Consider the following 4,408-nt stretch of genomic DNA (forward strand, 5'->3'; position numbering starts at 1 on the left):
CGCCTGTCATTACGGCATCGATTTTCCCGATCCGGAAAAGCTCATCGCCAACCAGCACACGCTCGAGGAGATCCGCGATTACCTGGGTGCGGACAGCATCGGCTATCTCGACGTTGGCGGCATGGTGCGCGCCACCGGCCAGGACGAGGCGAATTTCTGCCTCGCCTGCTTCAACGGCAAATATCCCGTGCCCGTCGATCCGAACCTCGACAAATTCATCATGGAGCGCCGCGCCCATCGCGCCAATCTCCTCGCCGACGAAGATCACCCCGAACTCTTCGACCAAGTTCCGTAAATTCAGAGACGCAGCATGGCTTCAAATCGGCAGTCGGCCCCCGACCATCAAAAACCCAAGAAAGCCTACGCCGCCGCCGGCGTGGACGTAGACCTCGGCAACCGCATCAAGAGCGGCATCCACGCCCTCGTCAAGGGCACCCACGGCCCCGAAGTGCTGGGCAAGATCGGCGGCTTCGGCGGCCTTTTCCGCGCCAATTTCAAGGGGATGAAAGATCCCGTGCTCGTCTCCAGCGTCGATGGCGTGGGCACCAAGCTGAAGCTCGCCTTCGCCGCCGACCGCCACGACACCGTCGGCCAGGACCTCGTGAATCATTGCGTGAATGACATCGCCGTCGTCGGCGCCCGCCCGCTTTTCTTCCTCGATTACATCGGCGCCGAGCGCCTCGATCCGCCCGTTTTCGCGCAGCTCATCAAGGGCTTTGCCAAGGCCTGCAAGGAAGCCGGTTGCGCCCTCATCGGGGGCGAGACCGCGCAGATGCCCGGCATGTATCAACGCGGCGAATACGATCTCGCCGGCACCATCGTCGGCGTGGTGGATCGCGCCCTGGCGCTCGACGGCTCCCGCATCAGGGTAGGGGACGTCATCATCGGCCTCGCCGCCAATGGCCTCCACACCAACGGCTACTCGCTCGCCCGCAAAGTCCTCTTCGAACAGATGGGCCTGAAGGTTTCCAGCAAGCTTCCCGGCGTCGCCAAGACCCTCGGCGACGAGCTCCTGCGCGTGCATAAGAATTACCAGCCGCTCCTCGCCAAGCTGCCGAAGGGCATGGTCAAAGGTCTCGCCCACATCACCGGCGGCGGCCTGATCGATAATCTTCCGCGCGTCCTCCCCAAGAAGACCGACGCCGTCATCGACACGAAATCGTGGAAGGTTCCCGCGATCTACGACCACATTCGCGAAGGCGGCTCGATCAACCGCACCGAAATGTATCAAGTCTTCAACATGGGGATCGGCATGACCGTTGTCGTCTCCGCCGCCCATCGCGAAAAGGCGCTCCAGTTGACGAAAGGCCGTGTCATCGGCCGCATCGAAAAAGGCAGCGGCGTCGTCCGCCTGTCGTTTTGATCGACATGAAAGGCATAGCCGACCGCGACCCGGCTCGCGTATCGGCCATCATGCCGCCTTGGGACCTTCGCACTCCGCAGATGCGGGAGTTCCTGTGGTTTTGCGTCCCGGCGCTGCTCCTGGGTTTCATTCTGCGCGTGGTCATGACCTGGCAGATGCCCTACGGCTACATGCAGTTCGACAGCACCGATTTCCTCTACACGGTGTCCACCTTCTTCGAGAAGCACAAAGTGGTGATCCATTCGAAGCGCACGTTTCTGGTGCCCCTGCTGTATACGGTGCCTTACCTCCTGCACCTCCCGGCGTTGATCCTCATCCCGCTGGTCCAGCATCTCTCTGGCTTGGGCGTGATCTTGATGAGCGGGGCGCTTGTGCGCCTTTGGCTCGCCTCCTGGCGCTGGGTCATCGTTCCCGTCACGCTGCTCATTGCCGCCAATCCCGCAGTCCTTTGGTACGAGCACGCCTTGATGTCGGAGAGTGCCTATCTCTTCTTCGTTTTTGCCCTCGCCCTTACCGCGACCCTCTTTACCCGGCAGCCGACGGGCCGGCATTTCGTCTGGATGCTGGCCGCCTTGTTTTTCACTCCCGCTTCCCGGCCCGAAGGGCGGCTCTTGTTGGGCTTCGGCTTCGTCCTGCTTGTCCTCGTCCACTGGCGGAATTGGAGAACCTTGGGAATTCGACTTGGCTGGCTGGCGGCCCTGTCCGTGGTGGCTCTCGTGCTCACTACCACCCACCAGGCCGGCCAGTTGCTCTATGCCACGGTTTTGCCGCTGGCGCCCGATGAATCCAAGGTCGACCCCGAATTCGGCCGCTTGGTTCGCCCGCTCCGCGATCAGACCAGGTTGACCCGCCAGGAAGCTCCAGAAGGTTTGCAGGGCCTGTCCCGACGGCTCGGCGATATGGCGGAAGCTTATCTGAAAGCCAAGGGACAGCGCGGCGCTGACGGTAATCTGCTTTGCCAGAAAATGGCCATGGAGGCCTGCGTGCATCAGCCTTGGGCCTCGCTGCGTCTTGCGGTCGACAAGTTTTGCCTCGCCACCCGTTTCCCCACGAGCATCGGATACGATGAACCCTTCCTGTCCAAAAAGCTCAAGGTCGGTTTTAACCGGAAAGAGGAGCTCGGCGTCCTGGGCCACGGCCTGATCGGACGGGATGGGCTGAAAAATCCCGTCGACGTAGATGCTTTTGTCCGCGAACATTATCACCCGATGAAATGGTATCGCGCCTGGGATAAATCCTGGGCGGAGCTGACTTTGGGTGCGGATGAGGATGAGGACATCGTCCGGGACACTCCCATCCCCGCCTTGCCCATTTTCTTTTGGGTCGCGCTGGCTGGCATGCTGATCGCGATGCTTAGCCCGGGGCCTTTGCAAAAATTTCACTTCGCGTGGATCATGTCGCTCGCCGTCCTTTGGTTCGTCGTCTCGTTGACCGGCGTGAGCAATCCCCGGTACCGCTACGCGTTCGAGCCCTTCTGCGTTATCTACATTTTCGTCGGGGCGATGCTCCTGGGTATGCATATCCTGCGGTGGGCCGGAAGACGCCTCGGCCGCTCCTCGCGCGCCGCAGAGGCATCCAAGGGCGAAAATCCTCCCACAGAACAAATGGCCACGCTAAACTTCCAGCCGATTTCTGCCCCTTGAGTTTTACCCTCACCATCGGCATTCCCTGCCTGAACGAATCCCTCACCGTCGGCAAAGTCGTCGACGATTTTCGTCGTGTCTTTCCCGCGGCGCGCATCCTTGTGATCGATAACCGCAGCACCGACGACACCGCCAAAATCGCCCGGGAGCACGGCGCGGAGGTCGTCTACGAGCCGCGTCCCGGCAAAGGCTACGCCGTGCAAAGGCTTTTCCGGATGGCCGAGTCCGATTACGTCCTCATGGTCGATGGCGACGACACTTACCCCGCCGAGGAAGGGCTGAAACTCGTCGCCGCCGTCGAATCGCTCGGCGGCGACACCGTCGTCGGCCGCCGCGTGAGCGACGACCAGAGCGCTTTCAAAACCACCCACACCTGGGCCAACAACGCCCTGGCCAAGCTCATCGAGCTGATTTTCCGCACGCCCGTCGGCGATCTCTTCTCCGGCTACCGGCTCTTCAGCCGCTCCTTCTATCGCAACGTGCCCTTGCTCGCCACCGGCTTCGAGATCGAGACGGAGATCGCCATCCAGACCATCGACAAAGGTTTCGTGCAGCACGAAGTCCCCATCGCCTTCCGCTCCCGCCCCGCGGGCTCGTTCTCCAAGCTCAGCACCTTCAAGGACGGCTTCCGCGTCGTCAAAACCATCGTCAAGGTGTGCAAGGACTTCAAACCGCTCCGCTTCTTCGCCGCGGTGGCCGCGCTCTTTCTCCTCGGCTCCCTCCTCTCGGGAATCTTCCCCATCCTCGACTTCATCCGCTACCAGTACGTCTATCGCGTCCCGCTGGCCATCCTCGCGACCGGCCTGGCCATGCTCGCCGCCCTGAGCCTCGCCTGCGGCCTCATCCTCGACACCATCGTGCGCTACGAACGCGAACAGTTCCTCCTGCGCATGCGCAATTTCAAATAGCGGGGCGTTCGACTAAAGAAATCCTTTACTATGAACAAGTGGCGTGGGTGCCGTTGCGTTCTTGTTGTGGTTATTTTGTGCGCCGGATTTTTGCCCGCACGGGCGGATGATCAAGTTCTGCTGAGGAAGCAGTTTTTGGATGTGTTCGCCAAGGCGGAGTTAGGGCAGGGTGTCTCGAAGTTGACCCTTCCGAAAGGGTGGACGAAAAAAGCATTGATTCAGACCATCGATGTGCAAACAGGGATATGGCGTGTGGGGATGGAAAAAGGGACCACGGTATTTCGTATCTATCCCTATTACAGCGAACGAGAAGCTGGAGGATCGGTCGCTTACGCGTGTCTGGTGGTGAAGGTCGCTGATCCGTCCGTGACCAGGAAACAGCTTATCGAAGCATTTGAGGGACAGCGCAGAAGCAGACCGTTGAGGACAAAAGAGTATGAGTGAGGTGCGCGAGATTTCTGGACCACAAAATAAGGAAATCAGCGATGATGGAA

4 protein-coding genes and 1 pseudogene are annotated in these 4,408 nt (G+C 60.5%); all 5 read left to right on the forward strand.

All coding sequences use genetic code 11. The features are described from left to right. Positions 1-295 (forward strand): annotated as a pseudogene (locus ABJF10_RS29560) (amidophosphoribosyltransferase); the annotation flags it as partial. A 15-nt stretch (positions 296-310) separates the two neighbouring features. Then, entirely contained in the window at positions 311-1,363 is a 1,053-nt protein-coding gene (purM, locus tag ABJF10_RS29565) for a phosphoribosylformylglycinamidine cyclo-ligase (RefSeq protein WP_348548197.1), read from the forward strand. A gap of 5 nt (positions 1,364-1,368) precedes the next feature. Continuing rightward, positions 1,369-3,006 carry a hypothetical protein gene (locus tag ABJF10_RS29570; RefSeq protein WP_348548198.1) on the forward strand — a complete coding sequence of 546 codons (1,638 nt, stop codon included), beginning with the start codon at positions 1,369-1,371 and terminating at the stop codon, positions 3,004-3,006. Then, entirely contained in the window at positions 3,003-3,914 is a 912-nt protein-coding gene (locus ABJF10_RS29575) for a glycosyltransferase family 2 protein (RefSeq protein WP_348548199.1), read from the forward strand. The genes ABJF10_RS29570 and ABJF10_RS29575 overlap by 4 nt, the downstream gene beginning before the upstream one ends. A gap of 30 nt (positions 3,915-3,944) precedes the next feature. Next, entirely contained in the window at positions 3,945-4,358 is a 414-nt protein-coding gene (locus tag ABJF10_RS29580) for a hypothetical protein (RefSeq protein WP_348548200.1), read from the forward strand. The last annotated feature ends 50 nt before the right edge of the window (positions 4,359-4,408 follow it).

The sequence above is a fragment of the Chthoniobacter sp. genome (assembly GCF_040003245.1).
Classification (GTDB): domain Bacteria; phylum Verrucomicrobiota; class Verrucomicrobiia; order Chthoniobacterales; family Chthoniobacteraceae; genus Chthoniobacter.